Source organism: Hymenobacter gummosus (assembly GCF_003970915.1).
Taxonomy (GTDB): Bacteria; Bacteroidota; Bacteroidia; order Cytophagales; family Hymenobacteraceae; genus Solirubrum; species Solirubrum gummosum.
In genome coordinates this window covers 1-21,685 of record NZ_RXOF01000011.1, presented here as the reverse complement: position 1 = coordinate 21,685, position 21,685 = coordinate 1, and the positions used below count along the sequence as shown (strand labels likewise).

The window sequence follows — 21,685 nt, the reverse complement described above, 5'->3', positions numbered from 1 at the left end:
CTTTCCCGGCCGCAGCCGTATGCGGGCTGATTGGCCGTCACACCCGGCTCGTCCGGCCGGAGCCGTCTTGGTCCCTATCTTTCGGATGCCGAAATTAATGCTGTGTTTTGCAGCTTGCCGGACGTTCAACTGCTTCCATTCCCCATCTGACTTGCCGCGATGAACGTTTTCATCAACGACATCCCGATTATCATCAAGAAGACCTCCGACAAGGTCTACAAGCACCGCTACGACCTGATTCTGGGTCCTGAAGAGGAGTTTATCTCCAAGGACCTGGTAGGCGACGTGCTGGTGCGCGACGTGACGCCCGCCTTCATAGACCGGATGCTGCGCCTGATGGAAGTGAAAAAGCTCAAGAAGCTGACCTCGCTGACCCTGATGGCCAAGAAAAAGAAAGCCCTCATCCTGCACCTCAAGGACCAGTTCCGAATTGCCAAAGCGGCCGGCGGCCTGGTGGTGAAAGACGGCATGATTCTGATGATTTACCGCCTCGGCAAGTGGGACTTGCCCAAGGGCAAGCTCAAGAAGGACGAGGACCCCGAACAGGGCGCCCTGCGCGAAGTGGAGGAGGAAACCAACGTGCAGCTGGCCCTGGGCGAAAAGCTGCCCAGCACCTGGCACTCCTACGCCTACAACGGCAACAAAATCCTGAAGAAAACCAACTGGTACGTCATGCAGTGCCTCGACGACTCCCTGATGAAGCCTCAGGCCGAGGAGTACATCGAGGAAGTGCGCTGGATGCAGCCCCAGGAGGCCCTCAAGGCGCTGGAAGAGTCGTACGCCTCCATTGCGCTGGTGGTGCGCCACTACCTGAGCGAGGTGCAGGGCAAGGCCAACGAGCCCGTGGTCAGCAAACAGTAGCCGCTCTTTTTGGCGCCGCCTATGCCTAGCCGTATGCCTATGAGCCGAGTTGGCCTGCTGCTGTTGCTGGCGCTGCTGTGCGGCGGCGCGGCCTGCACCCGCAACACCAGCGGGCTGGAGGGCGCCGCCCCCGGCACGGCCCGGCCCGAGCGCGCCAGCGCCCGGCGCCTGAACGCGCCCGCGCTGGTCGGCCGCAGCATCGACCAGGTGCGGCGGCAGCTCGGCCCGCCCCGCGAAACGGCCGCGCAGGCCGTTGGCCTGGAGCCCACGGCGCAGCAATTGCGTGCTACCAAGGGCGAGGGGTGGATCAATACCTTTGAAAAGGACGGCACCACCATCATCGTGACGTTCAACGCCCGCACCCGCGAAGTGCGCGACTTCGTGCTGCTGGGCGACAACGAAGAGGAGCTGACGCGCCGCGCCGGCCTGCAGCTCGTCGACGAAGACTACCTGGTGCTGCCCGTCGCCGATCCTGCGGCGCCCTCCAAAATCATCGGCGTGCGGGTGGTGAAGCGGTGAACGGGCCATAAGGTGACAGGTAACACGTGACAGGTTCGGGGTAGCGGAGTGATGCGCCGCACGCCGTTGCCACCGAGACACCAATCAAAACATAAGGCCGGCCGCTCCGCAGAGCAGCCGGCCTTTTTCGTAACACCAGTAAAGCAGGCGTCAGCACGGAAACCGGTCACGTGTTACCTGTCACCTGTCACATCTTAAACGGCACGAAATCATCCACATTGCCGCCGAAGCGGTGAATTTCGCGGATGATGGTGCTGCTGATGGCAGCCAGCGCCGGGGAGGTAATCAGGAATACCGTTTCCAGCTCGGGGTTGACGTGGCGGTTGGCCTGGGCAATGGTGTTTTCGTACTCGAAGTCGGTGGTGTTGCGCAGGCCGCGCAGCAGATACCGCGCCCCGGTTTCGCGGGCAAAATCGGCCGTGAGGCCCTTATAGGCCCGCACCGACACGCGCGGCTCGTCGCGAAACACCTCCTCGATGGTGGCCTGCATCTGCTCCACCGGCAGGTAGCGCTGCTTCGAGCTGTTGTTGCCGATGGCAATGATGATGTGGTCAAATAAGCCCGCCCCGCGCCGCACCACGTCGAGGTGGCCGTTGGTGAACGGGTCGAAGGAGCCGGGGAAGAGGGCAATGCGCATGCTTTAATTGTTAAACTGTTGCATGGCTAAATGGCTGGTCGTTCTGACGTGTGCAACTCAGAACGACCGGCCATTTAGCCATCGAGCCATTTGACCATTCACTCACACAAATGAAGGCTGTACAGCTCGAAGTAGCGGTACTCGAATACGTCGTTGAGGCGGTAGCTGTAGCCCACGTCGTAGGGACGGTTGCCGAAGCGCACGTGGCGGATGTACTTGCGCAGCACGGAGAACAGCTCGGAGTCGTGCAGCAGGTCGCCGTACACTACCACCGGGTCGTCGTCGGGGTTGAGGCTCAGCTCCTGCATCACCAGGATGACGTAGTAGATGAAATCCTCGGCGGTGCTGAAGGCGAAGACGTTGCAGAACTCCGGCCGCTTGTCGCGCACCACCACGATGGTGACTTCCTGCGGCCCTACGCTCAGAAACAGCCGGGGCGGGCCCTGCCGCTCGCTCTGGTGCACCACGCCTTCGAGCAGGGCACTGGTCTGGTGCAGTAGTTTCTGCTGGGGGTAGGTGCGCTCAAACCACTCGGCCAGCGTCTTCTCGGCGGCGAAAATGCTGACCACTTCCTGGCCGGGGTGGCGGTAGCGGCGCACCACCTCGTGCTGGGCGTCCACGGCGTGGTGCAGGCGCAGGTAGGAGGCCTCGTCGCCGTCGCGGAACAGGGGAGCGGGCAGCAGGGTGAAGTGGCGGTTCTGCACGGCCAGGCGCACGCGGTTCCAGCCGGGCTGGCCCAATAAGTCGTGCTGGGCGCTGAGGGCCTGCACCTGCCCGGCCAGGGAGGTGGCGGGCGCGGCGGCGTAGTCTTCCAGGGCCACGAACTTGTTGCGGCGCACGTCGGCCACGCCCAGGCGCAGGCCGTGTGCTCCGGCGCTCAGGTACAGGTTGTAGCCGGCCAGGTTGCCCACGTCGAGGGTTTCGTCGCGCAGGCGGTGCAGGGCCGTCGGCAGGGCAAGAGCGGAATCGGCGGGGGCAAGGAAGGCGGACACGGGCGGCTCGGCTGGGGGCAGATGGGAAGCCTAAAGGTACGCAGGCCGGGGCAATGCAGCGGCCTGGGCACCCCAGTAAAGCCGTCGGAGGACCGATGGAAACCGACTGCGCAAAGGCACAGGGCCGGAGGGCTCAGCGCAGGCGCAGCTGCGGAATGTAGGCGTCGTCGGCGCTGATCAGGTCGCGCAGGATGGGGTGCACCTGCTGGGGCGGCAGGCGCACCAGCTCCCCGGGGCGGCGCCAGGCCACTTCGGTAAGCAGCTGCTGGTCGGGGGCGTGCTCGGGGTCGTGGCCGAGGCGGGGTAGGGCCACGGGGTCGGTGGCGGTGACTTCAAAGAAGATTTCCAGAGCCTGCAGCCGCTCGCCGTGGTACTCGTGCAGGTGCAGAAAGCGGCCCACCGATACCTCCAGCCCCGTTTCCTCCCGAAACTCCCGGGCCACGCCCTCGCGCAGCGTCTCGCCGAAGTGCCAGCCCCCGCCGGGCGGCGACCAGTACGGCTGCCCGGCGGGTAGCAGGCCGCGGTGGGCGGTGAGCAGCAGGGCGCCTTCGTGTACCAAGAGCCCGCAGACGCGCACCCGGGCACGGTCGGCGTAGGCATCCAGCAACGAATCGGGCGGTGAGGAAACAGGTGTGGTCATAGGGGCGGAATCAGGGGCAGAGTGAAGGGCAAGTGTAGGCCTAAACCGAATTTGGGCCGTCGAGGTTGGCTGACGGCCCATCTGCGCGCTGCCGGCGGCCGGCCCGCCAGCGCCGAATCCGGCTCAGTACCAATACAATAACCAGTACCATTAGCCCGGCCATAATCAGCGGCAGCAGCACCCCTAACGCGGCGCCTACCACGGCCAGTATGTTCTCGAGGGTGGCGAAGAGCGGATTGCCCAGCCCGCCCGTGGTGGCCGTGCTGCCCGCCCGCAGCAGCGCCGTGCCCGACTGCACCACGCCCGCCGCGCCCCCGCCCACCAGCACGCCCAGGCCCCAGCGCAGTACCGGGCTTAGCTCGGGCAGCGAAGAGGTCATCAGCAGCGTGCCGGCAATGAAGGCCGCCGGGGTGGTGAGCGTATCGAGGAAGTTGTCGACCACCGGCACGTAGTAGCCCACCATTTCTACCACCGTGGCCGTGCCCAGCACCGCCAGCGCGGGCCAGCTGCTCAGCCAGGCAAAGCCCGGCGAGGGGGCCAGGTAGCCGGTGCGGTAGGCAATGCTGGCCGCCAGCAGGGGCACAAATACCCGAAAGCCGCTGCAGGCCGCCAGGGCCAGCCCCAGGGCGGCGGAGAGAAAGTAGTCGGAGGGGTTCATAGGACCGCGGATTGCAGGCGTAGGTCGTTGGTGGCGCCGAGGTGGACGGCGCAGGGTGCCCTAAGCTACGCAAGCCACCGGAGCTGCGGCACGGTAAACGCCATTCGCGTGAGCCGCAACACTATTCGCCGGTGGCAAAACCGCATTCGCGGGAACCGCAATACCCTTTGACCAATCGAAAATCCCTCTTAACTGCGACTAATCCCCAGCAGTAGCTCCCCACCGAACCAGCCTGACCAGCGCCGGTTGCGGGCTACCTTTGCCCTAATGTCCGAAGTACTCGAAACCCCTGCCGACCTCACCGCCCGCATCCGCCGCAAGCTGCAGCGCCAGCATTTCATGCACCTCATCGGCGCCGACCTCACCCGCATCGAGCCCGGCCGCGTGGAAGCCACCCTCGATTTGGGCCAGCAGCACCAGCAGCAGCGCGGCTTCGCCCACGGCGGCCTCGTGGCCACGCTCTGCGACCTGGCCGCCGGTTTTGCCGGCACCACGCTCATTCCCGACGACCACGGCCTGGTCACCGCCGAGCTGAAAGTCAGCTACCTGCACCCCGGGCAAGGGGAGCGGCTGGTGGCCTCGGGCTGGGTGCTCAAGGCCGGCCGCCGCCTGCACTTCTGCGAGGCGGAGGTGCGGGCGTTTGGGGGGAAGAACCCGGCCGAAGGCCTCGTCATTGCCAAAGCCTCCGCGACGATGGCCGTGGTGGAACCGTGCTGACGAGTTTCTCGCAGAGGTTCGCGGAGGGTTGCGCAGAGGTTCGCTGAGCTGTTCTGGAACATCCTCTGCGAGCTTCCGCGACTCTTCTGCGAACCTCTGCGAGAAACAGCAATAGGAAAACTATTCCCGCCGGGTATCGAATCCGGCTGCCTAATTTGCTGTTCTAAGAGCTGAGTTCAGCGCCCCGAATGATAACAACCCGCATACCTTCCGTCCGCAACTACTTCCCCTACGAGCCCACGGCCGACCAGGCCGACTTGTTCGGAAGGCTCGACGGTTTTCTGAAAGACCAACTGCCCGGCCGCAAGGTGTTTCTGCTGCGCGGCTACGCCGGTACCGGCAAAACCACCGTCGTCAGCGCCCTGGTGAAGTGGCTCGACAAGATGGGCCGCAAGTACGTGCTGATGGCCCCCACCGGCCGCGCCGCCAAGGTGATGAGCCAGTACGCGGGCGTGCCGGCCAGCACCATTCACAAGCGCATCTACCGCAAGTCGGGCGGCTCCGACAGCATGGCCTTTACCCGCCAGCCCAACCGCGCGGGCGAAACGCTCTTCATCGTCGACGAAGCCTCAATGATTTCCAACGAGAAGTCGTTCGGCGAAAGCGCCCTGCTCGACGACCTGCTCGGCTACGTGTTCGAGAAAACCACCAACCGTCTGCTGCTCATCGGCGACACGGCCCAGCTGCCACCGGTGGGCCAGAGCCTGAGCCCCGCGCTGGATGCCGGCGTACTGGCCTCGTCCTACCGCTGCCGCGTCGAAGATGCCGAGCTGCGCCAGGTCATGCGCCAGGCCGAGTCCTCGGGCATCCTGATGAACGCCACCCAGCTGCGCGAGGAGCTGCGCCACGCCCAGGACGCCACCCCCGGCTCCGCCGACGCCACCCCGCGCATCAACTTCGTCACCAAGGGCTACCCCGACCTCTACAAGATGGGCGGCGACAAGCTCGAAGACGGCCTGCGCTGGGCCTACCGCCACTACGGCCACGAAAACACCACCATCATCTGCCGCTCCAACAAGAACGCCAACCAGTACAACCAGCTGATCCGGCGCACCTTGTTCGACGCGGAGGACGAAATCGAGGCCGGCGACTACCTCATGGTGGTGCGCAACAACTACACCTGGCTGCCGGCCGAGTCGGAAGCGGGCTTTCTGGCCAACGGCGACTTCGTGGAAGTCACCAAAATCGTGCGCCGCATCGAGGAGTTCGACTGCCGCTTCGCCGACGCCCGCATCCGCCTGGTGGACTACCCCGACGAGCCCGAGCTGGAAGTGCGCCTCTTGCTCGATACCCTGCACACCGAAAGCCCGGCCTTCCCCGCCGACCGCAGCAAGGCCCTCTACAACGCCGTTTCGGCCGATTACGAGCACCTGCCCACCAAGAAGGAGAAGTCGGCCGCCCTGCGCGCCGACCCCTACCTCAACGCCCTGCAGGTCAAGTTCGCTTACGCCCTCACCTGCCACAAGGCCCAGGGCGGCCAGTGGCCCGCCGTTTTCGTCGACCACGGCTTTTTGAAGGAGGACATGATCAACGCCGAATTTACCCGCTGGCTCTACACCGCCGTCACCCGCGCCTCCGACAAGCTCTTCCTGCTGAATTTCAACGCCAAGCTGGTCGACTGCGAGGCGGAATGATTCCGGGCGGCTTGTTGTTTAAGCCCTTGATTTGTACGCGAATGACTTATCTGCGCCTGCTTTTGCCCATCCTTTGTCTGTTGAGCCTGCCCGCCGCGGCCCAGAACACCCCGGCCGCGCCCGCCCAGCCTCAGCCGACGGCTCCGGCGCGCGGCAATGGGCCTTCGGTGTACCGAAACCAAAACCCGGCGCCGGCGGTTGCACCGGCGGAGCCCCTGAGACTGTCGGCGCAGGACCGACAGGCCTACGAGAACTGCCCGAACCCGCGGCGCTACGGCCCCAAGGCCCGCAGCAAGAAAATGGTGCGCATCTGGTAGTCACCGTTCACCTGAGCTTCACGAAGTTGGCCCGATTCTTGGCCGGCGGCGCGAAACCCCTAAATTTGTCAACACCTCTTCACTAGATTTACCCGCACCATGAAAAAAGCACTTGTACTGGCGCTGTCGCTCACGCTGGCCGGTTTTGCCGCTCAGGCCCAGACGGCCCCGGCCAACGCCAAAGAAAAGGTGAACGGCCCGGCCTTTACCTTCACCGAAATGAAGTATGATTTCGGCAAAATCAAGCAGGGCGACATCGTGGAGCACGTGTTCAAGTTCAAGAACACCGGCAATGCTCCGCTGATCATTTCCAACATCGGCGTGAGCTGCGGCTGCACCACCCCGGACTGGACCCGCGAGCCGATTGCGCCGGGCAAGTCGGGTACCATCACCGCCAAGTTTAACTCGGCCGGCAAGATGGGCGCCCAGAACAAAGTGCTGAGCGTGGAGTCGAACGTACCCGGCGGCACCACCTCCATTGCCCTGGTAGGCGAAGTGCTCGACCCGGCCGCGGCCCCCGCCGAAGCCCCCAAAGAAGCTGCTGCCGCCGACACCAAGGTGAAAGCCAAGGACGGCGAAGCTAAAATGAAAGTGAAGGGCAAGAAGTCGTAATAACGACGCGCCTCGCGCTAAAACGACACCGGCCCGGTCAGCAGCTGCTGACCGGGCCGGTGTCGTTTTGGGGCATTCGGTTAGGGCAGGCGCAGGGCGGCTACGGCCAGCAGCACCCAGCCGGCAATAAACAGCACCCCGCCGATGGGCGTGATGGCGCCGAGCTTGGTGACGCCCGTCAGGCACAGCAGGTAGAGCGAGCCGCTGAAAACGATGATGCCGCCAATGAACAGCCAGGCCACCGTGCCGAGGCTGCTCAGCTCGGGGCGCACGAGGCGCAGCACGCCCACGGCCAGCAGGGCCAGCGTGTGGTAAAACTGGTAGCGCACGGCCGTTTCAAAGGTGTCGAGGCGCTGGGTGGCTTCGAGGTGGGCTTTGAAGACGTGGGCGCCGAAAGCGCCCAGCCCCACGCCCAGGGCGCCGAGTACGGCCGCCGCCAGCAAAATCAATCGGGCAGTCATGTGGTGGTGAACTTGTGAGGTGGTGAAATGGGGAGTCGCCCGTTCGGGCGGGCCGCTGCCGGCAAACCGGCGTCAGGCGGGGTAGGCGCGGGAGCCAAAGATGGCGCTGCCCACGCGGATGAGGGTGCTGCCTTCGGCTACGGCCAGGCGGTAGTCGCCGCTCATGCCCATGGAAATTTCGCGGAAGGCGTCGTCGGCGAGGAAGTAACTGGCTTTCAGCTGCTCGAAGTAGCCGCGCAGCGTCTGAAACTCGCGGCGCAGCTGCGCCTCGTCGTCGGTGTTGGTGGCAATGCCCATTACGCCGGCCAGCTGCACGTGCTGCAGCTTCCCGGCCGTTTCCTGCAGCAGGGCTTCGGCTTCGGGCAGGGAGAGGCCGAACTTGGTTTCCTCGTCGGCAATGTGAAACTGCAGCAGCCCGCGAATGACGCGCCCGGCCCGGGCCGCCTGCCGCTCGATTTCCAGCAGCAGCTTCAGGCTGTCGATGCTCTGAATGGTGTGCACGAAGGGGGCAATGTACTTGACCTTGTTGGTCTGCAGGTGCCCGATGAGGTGCCACTCGATATCGGCCGGCAGCTCGGGCTGCTTGGCCGTCAGCTCCTGCACGCGGTTTTCGCCGAAGAGGCGCTGCCCCGCATCATAGGCCTCCCGGATCAGCTCGACGGGGTGGGTTTTGGACACGGCCACCAGCCGGCAGCCGCTGCCGCGCAGCTCCTGCTGGAAGTGGTGAATCTGGCTGTCAATGCTCATACGCCGGCAAAGGTAACGGGCCCGCGTGGTGCCACCGCTAATCCTCCATGGCATTGGTGAGGAAGGTGTTTTTCAGGGCCAGCCACAGCAGCCACAAGCCCAGGCACCAGTACAGGTAGTAGCGGTAGTAGTCATGGGTGTTGCGGTAGCGGGTGAGCTTGATTTCGGACTGCTCCAGGCGGTTGATGCGGGCGAAGATGCGCTGCAGGGCCGAGTTGTCGGTAGCGCGGAAAAACTGCCCGTCGCCGGTGCTGGCAATCTGCCGCATGGTCGATTCGTCGAGGCGGGTTTCCACGTAGCGCGGGCGGCCCAGCTCGTCCTTGCCGTAGGGCACGCGCCCGTCCTGGCCCAGGCCGATGGTGTAGAGCTTGAGGCCATAGCGGCGGGCCAGCTGGGCGGCGGTGAGCGGGTCGAGGGCGCCGGCGGTGTTTTCGCCGTCGGAAAGCAGAATGCACACGCGGGAGCGGCCCGGGGCGCTGCGCAGACGGTTGGTGGCCACGCCCAGTGCCGTGCCGATGGCCGTGCCATCAGTCGGAATCAAACCCAGGCGTAGGCCGCTCAGCTCCTCGCGTAGCAGCTCGTAGTCGGTGGTGAGGGGCAGCACCGAGTACGCCTCGCCGGCAAAGGCAATGAGGCCAATCCGGTCGCTGCGGCGGCTTTGCACGAAGCGCTGGGCCACGCGCTTGGCGGCTTCGAGGCGGTTGGGCTGCAAGTCCTGTAATTCCATGGAGGCCGACACGTCGACGGCCAGCACGATGTCGATGCCGCGGCCCGACTGCTCCACCCGCTCGTCGGTGCGCTGGGGGCGGGCCAGGGCCAGCACGCCCATCATCAGGCTCAGGCCCAGGATGATGTCGGGGATGAAGCGCAGCAGGGCGCTCCAGTGGCCCCGGGCCTGCCCCCGCACGAAAGCCACGCCCAACCGGCCGCGCCGGCGCTGGGCCAGGGCCTCGCGCAGCAAAAACAGCAGCGGCACGGCCCCGAGCAGCAGCAGCAGGCGCGGGTGCGCCCAGGTGTAGCCGGTGAGCGTGCTGTAGCGCAGCCCATCGAACAACGGCGCCAGAAATTGCTGCCAGAATTGGTCCATGCGCGGCAAAGATAGGGGAGGGGTTAGGGTAAGAGGGTATGGGGGTAGGCGGGTAGGAGTTGTTTTGGGAGGGGTAGAACAGTATAGAGTAAGGCGCGAAGGAGGAGGGCGGCAGGTCGAGCTTGCCGAGGCATCTCGCCAGGTAGCAATTACAATCGTCAGACTGCTATTGGGCCGCAGCATGCGAGACGCCTCGCGGGACACGGCATAACGTCCTGATTTACTGTTCAACGACCCCACGCGAGATGTTTCGACAAGCTCGACCTGACGCCCTCCACCCATCCCGCACCCCCGTTCCCAGAAACAACTCCTACCCGTCTACCCTCTCACTCGGCCCCCTAAACCTCGTCTCATACCCTTCTGCCGGCCCGCACCAGCGCGTAGCGGCGGTCGGCGAAGTGGCGCAGGGAGTCCAGGGCGTGGTCGGTCTGCTCGGTGGCCTCGTCGGGTAGCTGGTTGCCGTAGATGACGCGGTCGGAGAGGCGCAGGGCGGTGGCCACGTCGGCGTCGCCCTCGTAGAGCCGCACGATTTCCTTGGTGGTGAGCGTGTTCAGGGAGTTGTTTTCGAGGCGGGCCAGGTAGTTTTTCCAGAGCGTGATGGCGCGCTCCATGTTGGCCAGGGAGCGGCTGAGCTGGAACCGCTCCAGGTGGCGGGCGTACTGAGCCAGGAAGTACACGTGGTTGCGGGCCATGCGGTAGCGCTGGTAGCGGCGGCGCAGGTTGCGCCCAAACGTCCACCACACCACGCCCGCCAGCACCAGCACGCCGGCGGCGGCGGCCAGCCAGTAGGGGTAGTTGAACTGCTCGGCCACCGGCAGCAGCGCGGTGTTCTGGCGCAGCGGGGGCAGCTCGGCGTCGGGCGGGAGGGTGGGGGCGGTGCGCACCAGCCGGATGCTGGCCGGCTCCGTGTAGAGCAGCACCGTGTCGCGGCCCTGCAGCAGGGTGACGGGCAGGCGCAGCTGCTGCACCGAGTCGAGGGCGAAGGTGCGCAGCACGTAGCGGCAGCGGTCGAGGCTGAGGCCCTGGCGGGTGCGGGTGGGCCAGTAGCGGCGGTGCACGTACTCGAAGGGCTTGTACTCGGCCGTGGAGTCGGGGAAAACCACGTTCAGGCCCGGGGCGTGGCGAAACGTCAGCTCGTACTCCACCAGCTCGCCCACGCGCACGGCCGGCTGCACGAAACGCCCCCGCGGCAGCGAATCGGCGGCAACGGCGGTGGTAGCAGCGGCGGTTTGGCCGGTGCCGGCCCGGGCGGCCGGCACCGCAGTAGCCAGGCCGGCGGCCAGCAGCAGCGGAAGCAGCAGGGGCCTGGTCACGCGGCGGGGGCTTGGGGTTGGGCGCCGCGGCGGTTGCGCAGGCGAAACAGGCTCACCAGCTGCGGCACGTAGTCCACGTCGGTGGCAATGCTCAGAAACGAGGTGCGGTGGCGCCGGCAGATCTGCCCGATTTGCTCCCGGTTCTGCTCGTAGGTGGCGCGGTAGCGGGCCCGCCAAGCCTTGGAGGAAGTATTCACCCACACGGTGCGGCCGGTTTCCTGGTCGCGCAGGGGCACGATGCCCAGGGGCGGAAACTCCTGCTCCCGGCGGTCCAGCAGCTGCACCACGATGAGGTCGTGCTTGCGGGCCAGCATGGTCAGTTCCCGCTCGTAGTCGGTGTCGATAAAGTCGGAGAGCAGCAGCACCAGGCTGCGGCGCTTCAGCAGGCCCAGCGCCTGCCGGATGCCGGCGGCCACGTTGGTGCCCGCGCTTTGGGGCTCCAGGCCGAAGACGGACTTGATGAGCGAATAGGCGTGGCGGATGCCCTTGCCCGGCGGGCGGTACAGCTCCTTCTGGTCCGAAAACGCCAGAATGCCCAGCTGCGCGTCCTGCCGGGCGGCCGACAAGGCCAGGATGCCGCAGATTTCGCGGGCCACGTCGAGCTTGCGGCGGCCCTGGGCGCCCACCTGCTGGGAGCGGCTCACGTCGAGCAGCAGCAGCACCGACTGCTCCCGCTCCTCCTTGTAGGTTTTCACGAAGGTGCCGTGGCCCTTGGCCGACACGGCCCAGTCGATGGCCCGCACCTCGTCGCCGTACTGGTACTGGCGCACGTCGTCGAATTCCAGCCCGGTGCCTTTGAACACGGAGTGGAAGTCGCCCTGCAGCTGGGCGTCCACCACCTTGCGGATGCGGATTTCGAGCTGGCGGAGGCGGCGCAGAATGGCCTGCAGCGAGGTGTCGGGGGCGGGTGTAGTCATGGCCGGGCGGCTAAAATAACGGGACGGCGCCCAAGTGCTATTTTTGCAAGGTGAAGAATCCGCTGATTACCCTGGGGCTGGGCCTGGCTACCACCCTTTTGCTGACGCAGTGCAAGCAGTCCGACGAAGCCGTGCCGCCTACCGGCTTGGTGCCGCGCGAGACGATGGTGAGCCTGCTCATCGACCTGCACCTGACCGAAGCCCAGATAGAAGCCACCCGCATGCGCCCCGATTCGGCCCAGGTGCTGTACCGCCAACAAGCCAAGCAGCTCTACCGGCGCTACAACACCACCAACGAAAACTTCGAAGCCAGCATGCGCTACTACGCCGTGCACGGCAAGGACCTGGAGCAGATGTACGCCGCCGTAGTCGACAGCCTGAACGTGCGCCAGGGCAAATTGGGCAACAAATAACGCGTGACAGGTTTTCTTTTGGGAAAACCATGACCCGAAACCCCAGCCGCAGCGCGGCGCCATGTTGGTAGAGAAGTGGAGGCAAAGCCAGATAGAGCTGCAGCGCAGCGGCATGGCTTTGCTGACGTTTACGCGTCTCGTTCAAGGCCATGCCGCTGCGCTGCAGCTCTACTCGTTCCTTCCTGATGGTGGGCTACCAATATGACGCCGCTACGCGGCTGGGACGTTGGCAGGCGGACAAAACGGGTACGCGTTGCCTGGCACTTGTTGCCATAAATGCCTGATGCCCAACAATCCTTACATCAGCCGGCTGCCGTTGGGCAGGGGGCCGGCGAAGGAAGTCAGCACGATGCGGCCTTGCTCGTCGGCGGCGCCGGTAACCAGCACTTCGGAGCGCATGGGGCCGATTTGGCGGGGCGGGAAATTGACCACGCACAGCACCTGCCGGCCGATGAGCGTTTCGGGCGTGTAGAGGGCGGTAATCTGGGCGCTGGATTTTTTCAGGCCCAGCTCGGGGCCCAGGTCGATGACGAGGCGGATGGCCGGCTTGCGGGCTTCGGGAAACGGGTGCGCTTCGACGATGGTGCCCACGCGCATATCCACGCGCTCAAAATCGGCCCAGGTGATGGTGGGGGTAGAGGGTTCGGACATGGCCGCAAGATAGGCGGCCGGCCGTAGCTACTGCCCGGTGGAAGTAGCCGTGGCGGCCGTCGGCTCGGGCGCGGCGTAGGCCTGCAGGGTGGTGAGGCGCTGCTGAATCTGGTCGTCCCAGGCTTTCTGCTTCACCAGGTTCAGGCCGTGGTTGGTTTCCCCGTCGTAGCGCTGCTGCTCGCGCTGCCAGTTGCTGATGGCCACTTTCATCACGTTGTTGAAGGCCGGCTGCAGCTGGTCGCAGTTGAATTTGAGCGTGGTCAGCTTCTGGCGCAGCAGGCGGGCGTGCACTTCCGTCAGGTCGAAGTGAATCTGCTCGTGGTGCAGTAGGGCTTCCGACGCCGTGTGCGGCGCCTTCACCCACGACTCGGTGGGCGTGAAGGTGGCCTGCACCTTGGCCGAAAACACGTAGTCCTGGCAGCCGATCTGGGCCCCGATGTTGGCCGTGGTCAGCGCGTGCAGCGGGTCGCCGGTCATGGGCCGGGCCTTGAAGTCGGCCCAGGTGAGGCGGCGCGTGGCCGACCAGGCCAGCAGCTCGGGCTTGGGGTCCGGCGCGGACATTACGACGGGGCGCGGAGCCGCCGCCGGGGCGGGGGCAAGGGCCGGCAGCAGCAGCCAGGTGCGCAAAACAAACAGCGGGGAGAGCAACAAATCGAGCATAGAAGCGCAACCTGAACGTGGAAAGTTACGTAGCCTACTGTTCTAACGGCGCGAGGCGGCCGTTTCGTTCATTTCCGGACCCGGCACGCTCACCCCGCTGGTTTCGCGCTGAAACCGCAGCAGCAGCACCAGCGCCACCGCCGACAGCCCGGCCAGCAGCCCCAGCCATACGCCGGGCGCCCCCCAATTTAGCACGAATCCGAGCAGGTAGCTCAGGGGCAGGGCCAGCGCCCAGTAGGAAAGCAGGGCCACGATGGAGGGCACTTTCACGTCTTCCAGGCCGCGCAGGGCGCCCAGGCCCACCACCTGCAGGCCGTCGGATACCTGAAACAGGGCTGCAATGAGCAGCAGCGTGGCCGCCTGGGCCAGTACGGGGGCATCGGCGCTGTAGAAGTGCGGAATGAGGTGGCGGCCAGCCACCAGCAGCAGACCCATGCTGCCCATGAAGGCAAACGTGAGAATATAGGCCGCAAAGCCCGCCCGCCGGGCACCGGGCGCATCGGCCTGCCCGCGGTGCTTGCCCACCCGGATGGTGGCCGCCGTGGCAATGCCGCTGGCGGCCATGTACGTCACCGAGGCCACGTTGATGGCAATCTGGTGGGCGGCCTGGGTGCTGGCGCCCAGCCAGCCCGTCATGATGGCCGACACGCTGAAGGCGCCCACCTCGAACATCATCTGCGCCCCAATGGGCAAGCTCAACGCCAGCAACTGGCGCTGAATGGCCACATCCGGCCGCCAGCTCAGGTGGGCGCGGTAGGGCTGCAGGCGCCGGGCGCGCAGCACGTAGGCGGCCATGAGCCCGGCCATGAGGGTGCGGGCCGCCAGCGTGGCCCAGGCGGCGCCCATCATGCCCAGCGCGGGGGCGCCCAGCTTGCCGAACACCAGCGCGTAGCACAGCACGCCGTTGACCACGTTGGCCAGCACCGACAGCAGCATGGCCTGAAACGTCAGGCCCAGGCCCTCGGCAAACTGCCGGAAGCCCTGAAACACCATCAAGGGAATCAGGGACAGGAGCATGACGCGAATCCAGGGGGCGGCCAGGGCCACTACTGCGGGGGGCTGGCCCAGAAACGGCAGCAGTGGCGTGAGCAGCCAGCCCAGGGCGGCCAGCAGCACCCCGGCCGCCGCGCACTGCAGCACCCCGCCCGCCAGCAGCTGCCCGATGCGGGGCACGTCGCGCTGCCCGTCGGCGGCGGCCACCAGGGGCGTGATGCCCATGGAAATGCCCAGGCCCAGCACCAGCAGCACCGTCACCGTACTCACGCTCAACGACACGGCCGCCAGCGGCACCGTGCCCGTGTGGCCCACCACCACGCTGTCGACCACGTTGACGAGCACGTGGCCGAGCTGGCTGAGCACCACCGGGCCGGCCAGAATCAGGGTAGGACGAAAATGCGGGCGGAGGTCGGCCAGGGCCATAAGCGGAAGGGAAAAGGCCGCAAAGATAGGACGCCGGGCCCGCGCCGGCCCCGTGCACGCCGGAATACGCCCCGGCCGCGGAGTGGTTGTGTCGAGGGCGAAATGACTTGGGCGGTGTAGCGCGAACTTTTAGTTCGCGTATTCCCAACGATTCGTAGAACAGCGTCGACCGGACGATTGATATTACTATCCGGGCGACGCGAACTGGAAAGTTCGCGCTACACCGCGCTACGACGCGGACAACGCGTACGGAACTCGCGTCGGCAACTGATTTATAACAAAGAGGCCCGTAACAAACTGAAGTGTCACAGGCCTCTTTCGCTGCAAACGGGGCTGGGCTACTCCGCCGGGGCCAGCAGCACGTCGGCAAACCACTGCTGCTCGTCCTGGAACACCTGCTGTACCCGCAGGCCCGCGGCGGCGGCCAGCTGCTCAATCTGGGGCAGGGTGAACTTGTAGGAGTTTTCGGTGTGGATGGCCTCCCAGGCGGCAAACTCGAAGCGCTGGCCCAGGGCCGCCACGTGCACCTGCTGGGCCCGGCGGCTGACCAGGAAGGAGCGCATAGCCCCGGTCAGCGGGTCGTACTCGGCGAAATGCTCCCAGGCCGCAAGGTCGAAATCGGCGCCCAGCTCGTGGTTGAGGCGGGTGAGCAGGTTCAGGTTGAAGGCTGCCGTCACGCCCTGGGCGTCGTCGTAGGCGGCCCGGATCTGGCGCGGGTCCTTGCGCAAGTCGAAGCCGATGAGCAGGCGGTCATCGGGGCTGAGCTGAGCGGCCAGGGCGCCGAGGAACTGCTGCCGCTCGGCGGGCGGGAAGTTGCCGATGTTGGAGCCCAGAAACAGCACCGCCTTGCGCCCGGGCTGGCCCTGCAGCTGCGCCAGGGCCTGGGTGTACTCGGCCGTGAGCGGCTCCACCTGCAGACTGGGCAGCTCGGCGCGCAGGCTGTCGGCCAGCCCTGCCAGCGCCGAGGGCGAAATATCCACCGGGGCGTAGGCAAAGCGGGTGCCGGCGGCCAGCAGCTCGCGCAGCAGGATTTTGGTTTTGAGCCCGTCGCCGGCGCCCAGCTCCAGCAGGTGAAACGGCTGGCCGTCGGCGGGCGTGAGGGCCTGGGCAATGGCGGCGCGGTGCCGGGTCAGTACCTCAAACTCGGTGCGCGTGGGGTAATATTCCGGCAGCGCCATAATCTGCTGAAACAGCCGGCTGCCGACCTCGTCGTAGAAGTACATCGACGACAGGGCCTTGGGCTGCCGGCTCAGTCCCTGCCGCACGTGCTCGGCCAGTTCTTCGTTGTTCGTCGTTCGTTGTTCGTTTTTCGGGTTGGAAATGGAGGAGTGGGGCTGCGAAGTGGAGGATTGGTCGGGAAGGGAAGCGGCCATTGAGGGAGAAAGAAAGACGGCAACCAGGGGAGAAGCGGGTGCCGAAAAACGAGTAACAAACAACGAAAAACGAGCCTACCGCGCCAGGCGGATGCCGGTGAACTGCCAGCGCTTGTCGGCGTGGAAGAAGTTGCGGTAGCTCAGGCGGATGTGGCTTGCGGGGGTGGCGCAGGAGCCGCCGCGCAGCACCAGCTGGTTGACCATGAACTTGCCGTTGTACTCGCCCAGGGCGCCTTCGGCCTTGCTGTAGCCGGGGTAGGGGTGGTAGGCCGAGTAGGTCCATTCCCAACAGTCGCCGAGCAGCTGGTGGCACTGCGCGGGGTCGGCGTCCGGGGCCAGCGGGGCGGGGTCGTACAGGCCGCTTTCCACGAAGTTGCCGCCAGCCGGCTCGGCCCCGAAGTGGCGGGCGGCCAGCTCCCATTCGGGCTCGGTGGGCAGCCGGGCGCCGGCCCAGTGGGCGTAGGCGTCGGCCTCGTAGAAGCTCACGTGCGTGACGGGCGCGGCCAGATCCAGCGGCTGCAGCCCGTGGTGGGTGAAGCGCTGCCAGGCGCCGCCGGGCTGCTCGGGCCGCACCCAGTACAGCGGGGCCTGCCAGCCCGCCGTCTGCACCAGCTCCCACCCTTCGCCCAGCCAGTAGCGGAAATCCTCGTAGCCGCCGGCCTCCACGAACTCCAGGTACTCGGCGTTGGTAACCAGGCGGTTCTGCAGCTCGAAAGGCGCCACGTAGACCGTGTGCACCGGCAGCTCGTTGTCGAAGCTGAAGCCGGGGGCGTCGCCGGCCGCGGGCTGGTAGCCCAGCTGGCCCAGGCCGCCCGGCACCGGGAGCCAGCGGGCCGGCGGCAGCGCGGGCTGCGGGGCCGGGGCAGGCGCATCGGCCGGGAAGTAGGCGGGGGCCAGCGGGTTGGTGCTCAGGATGTATTTGATGTCGGTGACGAGCAGTTCCTGGTGCTGCTGCTCGTGCTGCAGGCCCAGCTCCAGCACCTCGGCAAAGGGCGCCGCGGCGGGCTCGTCGGCGTAGGGCGCCAGCAACTGCTGCATGTGCTCGTCGACGTAGGCGCGGTAGCGGTACACGTCGGCCAGCGGGGGGCGCGAGAGGGTGCCGCGGTCGGCGCGGTTCACGCGGGAGCCGAGCGAGTTGTAGTAGGAGTTGAACAGAAACGCGTACTGCGGGTGAAACAGCCGGTAGCCGGGCAGGTGCTCCTTCAGCAGAAATGTCTCGAAAAACCAGGTGGTGTGGGCCAGGTGCCACTTGGGCGGGCTCACGTCGATGACGGGCTGCACCACGGTGTCTTCGGGCAGCAGCGGGCGGCACAGGGCTTCGGAGTGGGCGCGCACGGCGCGGTAGCGGGCCGTGAGCGTGGGGGCAGCGGTGAGGGTGGAAGAGGACATGAGCGGCAGAAAACGACGGACGAGCAGTAGGTACGCGAATAAACCGCCGACGGGCTTAATCGGCCCGGGGCGGGCGGCAAAATCCGATTAAATATTTGTTAATCAGAATGGACGGATGCGGTCCGGCGGGCCGAAAAAACGGCCTTCAACCTCAACCCCGGCTTGCGGCGGGGCGTACTGCACTGTACCAATCCGCAGCATGCCGGCCGTTTGCCGGCCGGGCACGGCTGCTTCGTCCCACCCCAAAACACCGCTTTCAATCATGGCAACTCAATCCGGCCAACGCAGTCAGAACGACCCGAACGCTTCGAGCAACCAGGGTCATCAGCAAAGCAAGCAGTCTTCCGAGGACGCCCAGCACGCGGGCTCCATCGAGGGCAACCGCTCGGTGCAGAGCGGCGTGTCGGGCATTCCGAGCCAGATGCACCGCGCCGAAGACAGCAGCACCTCCTCGGTGAGCCGCGAGCAGCGCGGCGCCGGCACCGCCCCCACCGACAAGCACGGCAACAGCCGCGTGGACTCGGGCGCTTCCGACGAGTAACGTCGCTGACTCGCCCCGCTCGGCCCCGGCCGGGCGGGGCAGCAGCCCAACCGTAGTACCCCGGTTTGGCGTATGCCGGCCCGAGGTTCCTGATGTTCAACCTTCTCATTCCCAAAGCGCCATGACCGAGCAACAACCCGCCGCCGATCAGCTGCGGCCCGACGCGAAAATCACTCCGAGCACCGAGCCCGGCAGCCAAAGCAGCAGCGGCATGAGCAGCCGCCTCGACGACGCGCTGGTGGAAGCCCACGAACGCGAAAAGCTGCGCCGGGGCGAACCGTCCGACGTGTCGGAAGAAAGCCTGAATGCCGGCTCACCCATCGGCCGCAGCCCCGAGGCCAGCACCGGCCCGGTGCAGGACTAGGCGGCCCCGTTTTTCCAAACCGCGCGCCGCGCTTCGGCCTTCCCGGCCGGGGCGCGGCGCGTACTTTTACGGCCCGTTCTGCCCCGCCCCGCTATGGCCCTGCACCTGCACTACTCCCGCCGCGCCCTGCGCTTCAACTTCCCCGCCCGCACCTCCCGCGGCGCCCTCACCGAGCACGTAGCCTGGTACCTGCACCTCACCGACGCGGCCCGGCCCGGCCTGCTGGCCCTGGGCGAAGCCGCCCCGCTGGCCGGCCTCAGCCCCGACTACCGCCCCGACTTCGAAGCCCGCCTGCAGCAGCTCTGCGCCGATTTCAACGCCCGCCGCTACGCCGAGGCCGACCCCGCCCTGGCCGAAGAGCTGCTGGAGCCCGAGTGGCCGGCCCTGCGCTTCGGCCTGGAAGCGGCCCTGCTCGACTGGCGGGGCGGCGCCCGGCGGCAGCTGTTCGACAACGCGTTCAGCCGCGGCGAAGCGGGCCTGCCCATCAACGGTCTGGTGTGGATGGGGGACGCCGACTTCATGCGCGCCCAGATTGAGAAAAAGCTCACCGAAGGCTTCCGCTGCCTGAAGCTGAAAATCGGCGGCATCGACTTCGCGGCCGAGCTGGCGTTGCTGCGGCTTATTCGCGCGGTGGCCGGCCCCGCCGAGCTGGTCTTGCGCGTGGATGCCAACGGCGCCTTCGGCCCCGACGAGGCGCCCGAGCGGCTGGCCCGGCTGGCCGAGTTCGAGCTGCATTCCATCGAGCAGCCCATCCGGGCCGGGCAGTGGGCGGCCCTGGCCGCGCTGGCCCGCACCGCGCCCGTGCCCCTGGCCTTGGATGAAGAGCTGATTGGCGTGACCGACCTGGCGCGGCAGCAGGAGCTGCTGCGCACGGTGCGCCCGCCTTACATCGTGCTCAAACCCACTTTGCTGGGCGGCCTGGCGGCCACCGCGCGCTGGATTGCGCAGGCCGAAGCGCTGGGCATTGGCTGGTGGATGACCTCGGCCCTGGAGTCCAACGTGGGGCTCAACGCCATCAGCCAGTTTACGGCCCAGTACCCGGTGGGCGACATGGCTCAGGGACTGGGCACCGGGCAGCTGTACCACAACAACCTGGCGGCCCCGCTGCAGGTGCGCGGCGGGCAGCTGCACTACCAGCCCGCCGGCACCTGGGAGCAGCCCGCCTGAGCCCGGCCCGATTGGACCGCAGGATTGGACAATGAGAATAGTATTCGGGGGAAACGTTTAGTATCTTATTCCGCCGATTCCCTCACTGCCCACCCGCCCGCCACCCATGGCCGCGCCCCTGCCTATTTGTTCGTTCTTGCGCGGTCGTACTTGGCTGCTGTGGGGTTTATTATGGGCGTTGGGCAGTGGTTTAGTCCAGGCGCAGCCGGCCCGGCCGCGGTTTCAGCTGCGCCATTCGCGGGCCGCGGCCGTGCGCCTGCACTTCGAGCTGCAGCGTAACCTGATTGTGCTGCCCGTGCGCCTGAACGGCCGCGGCCCCTACTACTTCATGCTCGATACCGGCGTGGGCACCTCGCTCATCACCGATGCCCGCCTGCGTGACTCGCTCAACCTAACGCTGGGCCAGCGCTACCTGGTGGCCGGGGCCGGCGAGGAAGCGCCCCTGGTGGCTTTCCAGACCGACTCGGTGCGGGTGGATCTGGGCGCCGAAGCCGGCAAAATCGTGGCGCCCAGCCTCTCGCTGCTGCTGCTTTCCGACGACGTGTTCGACCTCTCGCGCTACGTGGGCCGGCCCATTCACGGCATCCTCGGGGCCGATGTATTCCGCAGCTTCGCGGTGGAAGTGCTGACCGAAGACCAGGTGCTGGTGTTTCACCGGCCCGAGCGGTTCCGGGCCCCGCGCGGCCGGCGCTGGGTGGGCCTGCCGCTCGAAATCGAGGGCGACAAATCCTACATCCACACCCAGGTGGCCGTCAACGACTCCGTGCAGCTGCCGCTGCGCCTCGTGCTCGACACCGGTGCCGGCCACGCCCTGTCCATCGAAACCGGCTCCGACCGCCGCCTCACGGTGCCGCCCCGGCGCCTGCGCACCCACCTCGGCCGCGGCCTCAGCGGCGACATTCACGGCTACCTGGGCCGCGTGACGGGCATGCAGCTGGGCCAGTACTACGTGAAGGCGCCCGTCACCTCCTTCCCCGACGAAGCCGCGGTGCGGGCCCGGGCCGACGCGCCCCGCAACGGCAACCTCGGCTTCGAGCTGCTCAAGCGCTTCTCCGTCGTCATCGACTACCCGCACAACCGCCTGTGGCTGAAACCCAACAAGCTGTTTCGCGACCCGTTCGAGCACGACATGTGCGGCATCGATTTGCTGGCCGGCGGCCCCGAGTACCGGCGCTACACCATTCAGCGCGTGGAGCCCGGCTCCCCGGCCGCCCTGGCCAATCTGCAGGCCCAGGACGAGCTGCTGAGCATCAACCTGGTGTCCGTGTCCTCCATGTCGCTGACGCAGATTACCCGCCTGCTGCACTCCGCCGACGGCAAGCAGCTCATCATCTTCGTGCGCCGCGCCGACGGGGACCTGTTCGTGACCCGGCTCACGCTCAAGCGCCAGATTTAGCGCAGCCGCGGCTAGAGCTTAGAATATAAAGACTAGTTCCCCTCCTCAGATGATTCCGCGCATCAAGCGGCGTGGGGCTAGATACTGTGATGGAAAGCAAGAAACAGGAGCAGTTTTTTACCTTGGGGCTCGTTTGAGGAGAGCCTGCGGGTTCATCCTGCGTAGCCCCGGCCCGTCACGCGGCCGGGGCTACTTCTTTT

25 protein-coding genes are annotated in these 21,685 nt (G+C 66.4%); 11 read left to right on the top strand and 14 right to left on the bottom strand.

The annotated features are described in order from the left end of the window. Positions 1-159 precede the first annotated feature (159 nt). Both EJV47_RS17665 and EJV47_RS17660 read left to right on the top strand, forming a co-directional pair. Positions 160-861 (top strand): NUDIX hydrolase, encoded by a 702-nt coding sequence (locus EJV47_RS17665; RefSeq protein ID WP_126694506.1) that lies wholly within the window; start codon positions 160-162, stop codon positions 859-861. Between the two features lie 39 nt (positions 862-900). Then, positions 901-1,380 (top strand): hypothetical protein, encoded by a 480-nt coding sequence (locus EJV47_RS17660; RefSeq protein WP_126694505.1) that lies wholly within the window; start codon positions 901-903, stop codon positions 1,378-1,380. A gap of 187 nt (positions 1,381-1,567) precedes the next feature. Here EJV47_RS17660 and coaD read toward each other — a convergent pair whose 3' ends face one another. The 4 genes from coaD to EJV47_RS17640 all read right to left on the bottom strand — a co-directional run bounded on the left by coaD (position 1,568) and on the right by EJV47_RS17640 (position 4,307). Then, positions 1,568-2,017: a pantetheine-phosphate adenylyltransferase gene (gene coaD / locus EJV47_RS17655; RefSeq protein ID WP_126694504.1), complete on the bottom strand. Its 450-nt coding sequence runs from the start codon at positions 2,015-2,017 to the stop codon at positions 1,568-1,570. Between the two features lie 98 nt (positions 2,018-2,115). Beyond that, complete coding sequence (locus EJV47_RS17650) at positions 2,116-3,009, bottom strand: DUF3822 family protein (protein WP_165903813.1); 894 nt, start codon at positions 3,007-3,009, stop codon at positions 2,116-2,118. 133 nt (positions 3,010-3,142) lie between these two features. Then, the gene (locus EJV47_RS17645; RefSeq protein ID WP_126694502.1) at positions 3,143-3,649 is read right to left on the bottom strand and encodes an NUDIX domain-containing protein; all 507 of its coding nucleotides are present in this window, start codon (positions 3,647-3,649) and stop codon (positions 3,143-3,145) included. 40 nt (positions 3,650-3,689) lie between these two features. Continuing rightward, on the bottom strand, positions 3,690-4,307 hold the full coding sequence (locus EJV47_RS17640; RefSeq protein ID WP_126694501.1) for a DUF4126 domain-containing protein: 618 nt from the start codon (positions 4,305-4,307) through the stop codon (positions 3,690-3,692). Positions 4,308-4,574: 267 nt separating this feature from the next. Here EJV47_RS17640 and EJV47_RS17635 point away from each other — a divergent pair, with 267 nt between their 5' ends. From EJV47_RS17635 to EJV47_RS17620, 4 genes are all read left to right on the top strand, one after another. Beyond that, positions 4,575-5,024 (top strand): PaaI family thioesterase, encoded by a 450-nt coding sequence (locus EJV47_RS17635; protein ID WP_126694500.1) that lies wholly within the window; start codon positions 4,575-4,577, stop codon positions 5,022-5,024. A gap of 188 nt (positions 5,025-5,212) precedes the next feature. Next, on the top strand, positions 5,213-6,658 hold the full coding sequence (locus EJV47_RS17630) for an ATP-dependent DNA helicase (protein ID WP_126694499.1): 1,446 nt from the start codon (positions 5,213-5,215) through the stop codon (positions 6,656-6,658). A 62-nt stretch (positions 6,659-6,720) separates the two neighbouring features. Continuing rightward, positions 6,721-6,975, top strand: coding sequence for a hypothetical protein (locus EJV47_RS17625; protein WP_126694498.1), 255 nt, complete (start codon positions 6,721-6,723; stop codon positions 6,973-6,975). A 99-nt stretch (positions 6,976-7,074) separates the two neighbouring features. Continuing rightward, positions 7,075-7,587: a DUF1573 domain-containing protein gene (locus EJV47_RS17620; protein ID WP_126694497.1), complete on the top strand. Its 513-nt coding sequence runs from the start codon at positions 7,075-7,077 to the stop codon at positions 7,585-7,587. A gap of 80 nt (positions 7,588-7,667) precedes the next feature. Here the strand turns inward: EJV47_RS17620 and EJV47_RS17615 are convergent, their stop codons facing one another. The 5 genes from EJV47_RS17615 to EJV47_RS17595 form a co-directional block, all read right to left on the bottom strand. After that, on the bottom strand, positions 7,668-8,048 hold the full coding sequence (locus tag EJV47_RS17615; protein ID WP_126694496.1) for a DUF423 domain-containing protein: 381 nt from the start codon (positions 8,046-8,048) through the stop codon (positions 7,668-7,670). Between the two features lie 72 nt (positions 8,049-8,120). Next, entirely contained in the window at positions 8,121-8,795 is a 675-nt protein-coding gene (locus EJV47_RS17610) for a YggS family pyridoxal phosphate-dependent enzyme (protein ID WP_126694495.1), read from the bottom strand. Between the two features lie 37 nt (positions 8,796-8,832). Next, positions 8,833-9,882: a VWA domain-containing protein gene (locus EJV47_RS17605; RefSeq protein WP_165903812.1), complete on the bottom strand. Its 1,050-nt coding sequence runs from the start codon at positions 9,880-9,882 to the stop codon at positions 8,833-8,835. Positions 9,883-10,232: 350 nt separating this feature from the next. Next, entirely contained in the window at positions 10,233-11,195 is a 963-nt protein-coding gene (locus tag EJV47_RS17600; RefSeq protein ID WP_126694494.1) for a hypothetical protein, read from the bottom strand. Then, the gene (locus tag EJV47_RS17595; protein WP_126694493.1) at positions 11,192-12,112 is read right to left on the bottom strand and encodes a DUF58 domain-containing protein; all 921 of its coding nucleotides are present in this window, start codon (positions 12,110-12,112) and stop codon (positions 11,192-11,194) included. The genes EJV47_RS17600 and EJV47_RS17595 overlap by 4 nt, the downstream gene beginning before the upstream one ends. Positions 12,113-12,162: 50 nt before the next feature. On the opposite strand from EJV47_RS17595, the gene EJV47_RS17590 reads away from it, so the two are divergent. Next, positions 12,163-12,525, top strand: coding sequence for a DUF4296 domain-containing protein (locus tag EJV47_RS17590; protein WP_126694492.1), 363 nt, complete (start codon positions 12,163-12,165; stop codon positions 12,523-12,525). 297 nt (positions 12,526-12,822) lie between these two features. Here EJV47_RS17590 and EJV47_RS17585 read toward each other — a convergent pair whose 3' ends face one another. The 5 genes from EJV47_RS17585 to egtB form a co-directional block, all read right to left on the bottom strand. Further along, positions 12,823-13,176 (bottom strand): tRNA-binding protein, encoded by a 354-nt coding sequence (locus EJV47_RS17585; protein WP_126694491.1) that lies wholly within the window; start codon positions 13,174-13,176, stop codon positions 12,823-12,825. Between the two features lie 27 nt (positions 13,177-13,203). Then, positions 13,204-13,836, bottom strand: a complete 633-nt coding sequence (locus EJV47_RS17580; protein ID WP_126694490.1) for a DUF922 domain-containing protein — start codon at positions 13,834-13,836, stop codon at positions 13,204-13,206. Positions 13,837-13,878: 42 nt separating this feature from the next. Beyond that, positions 13,879-15,255 carry an MATE family efflux transporter gene (locus tag EJV47_RS17575; protein ID WP_126694489.1) on the bottom strand — a complete coding sequence of 459 codons (1,377 nt, stop codon included), beginning with the start codon at positions 15,253-15,255 and terminating at the stop codon, positions 13,879-13,881. Positions 15,256-15,593: 338 nt separating this feature from the next. Further along, positions 15,594-16,628, bottom strand: a complete 1,035-nt coding sequence (gene egtD, locus EJV47_RS17570; RefSeq protein WP_126694488.1) for an L-histidine N(alpha)-methyltransferase — start codon at positions 16,626-16,628, stop codon at positions 15,594-15,596. A gap of 75 nt (positions 16,629-16,703) precedes the next feature. After that, positions 16,704-18,017, bottom strand: a complete 1,314-nt coding sequence (egtB, locus tag EJV47_RS17565) for an ergothioneine biosynthesis protein EgtB (RefSeq protein ID WP_126694487.1) — start codon at positions 18,015-18,017, stop codon at positions 16,704-16,706. A gap of 262 nt (positions 18,018-18,279) precedes the next feature. On the opposite strand from egtB, the gene EJV47_RS17560 reads away from it, so the two are divergent. The 4 genes from EJV47_RS17560 (at position 18,280) to EJV47_RS17545 (ending at position 21,485) form a co-directional block, all read left to right on the top strand. Next, entirely contained in the window at positions 18,280-18,558 is a 279-nt protein-coding gene (locus EJV47_RS17560; protein ID WP_126694486.1) for a hypothetical protein, read from the top strand. Positions 18,559-18,679: 121 nt separating this feature from the next. Next, the gene (locus tag EJV47_RS17555) at positions 18,680-18,922 is read left to right on the top strand and encodes a hypothetical protein (RefSeq protein WP_126694485.1); all 243 of its coding nucleotides are present in this window, start codon (positions 18,680-18,682) and stop codon (positions 18,920-18,922) included. Between the two features lie 93 nt (positions 18,923-19,015). Further along, complete coding sequence (locus EJV47_RS17550; protein ID WP_126694484.1) at positions 19,016-20,089, top strand: o-succinylbenzoate synthase; 1,074 nt, start codon at positions 19,016-19,018, stop codon at positions 20,087-20,089. 250 nt (positions 20,090-20,339) lie between these two features. Further along, positions 20,340-21,485 (top strand): aspartyl protease family protein, encoded by a 1,146-nt coding sequence (locus tag EJV47_RS17545; protein ID WP_165903811.1) that lies wholly within the window; start codon positions 20,340-20,342, stop codon positions 21,483-21,485. Positions 21,486-21,685 lie beyond the last annotated feature (200 nt).